The organism is Mesorhizobium sp. M1A.T.Ca.IN.004.03.1.1 (genome assembly GCF_003997555.1).
Classification (GTDB): domain Bacteria; phylum Pseudomonadota; class Alphaproteobacteria; order Rhizobiales; family Rhizobiaceae; genus Mesorhizobium.
Window position 1 is genome coordinate 1 of sequence record NZ_RZTV01000852.1, and the last position, 246, is coordinate 246.

Annotated in this window: 1 protein-coding gene; it reads right to left on the reverse strand. The window is 65.9% G+C overall.

Annotated features, from left to right (window positions below; translation table 11 throughout):
• Positions 1 to 213, reverse strand: a 213-nt coding sequence (locus EOD29_RS34100; protein ID WP_164764055.1) for a hypothetical protein, incomplete at its 3' end; no start/stop codon positions are given.
• Between the last annotated feature and the right edge of the window lie 33 nt (positions 214 to 246).

The following is a 246-nucleotide window of genomic DNA, read 5'->3' on the forward strand; positions in this document are numbered from 1 at the left end:
CGCGTTTTCGATGTCGAAGGCGGTGACGCCGATGTCGCGGCGCTCGCATTCGCTCATGGCGGCAAGGGCTGCGAGGTCGTTCCGCGCCTTCCAGAAGCGCGGCAGCCAGAGCAGCGCCGACGTCACGGCGGCGAGCAGCCGGAAAGGCCGCAAGGGAGAAGCATACGACGGGCGGCCGGCTGCTATGCCGATGAAAGGAAGCAGCGTGGTCATGGTGTTGTCTCCATCCTCGAAACTGTCCGAGCG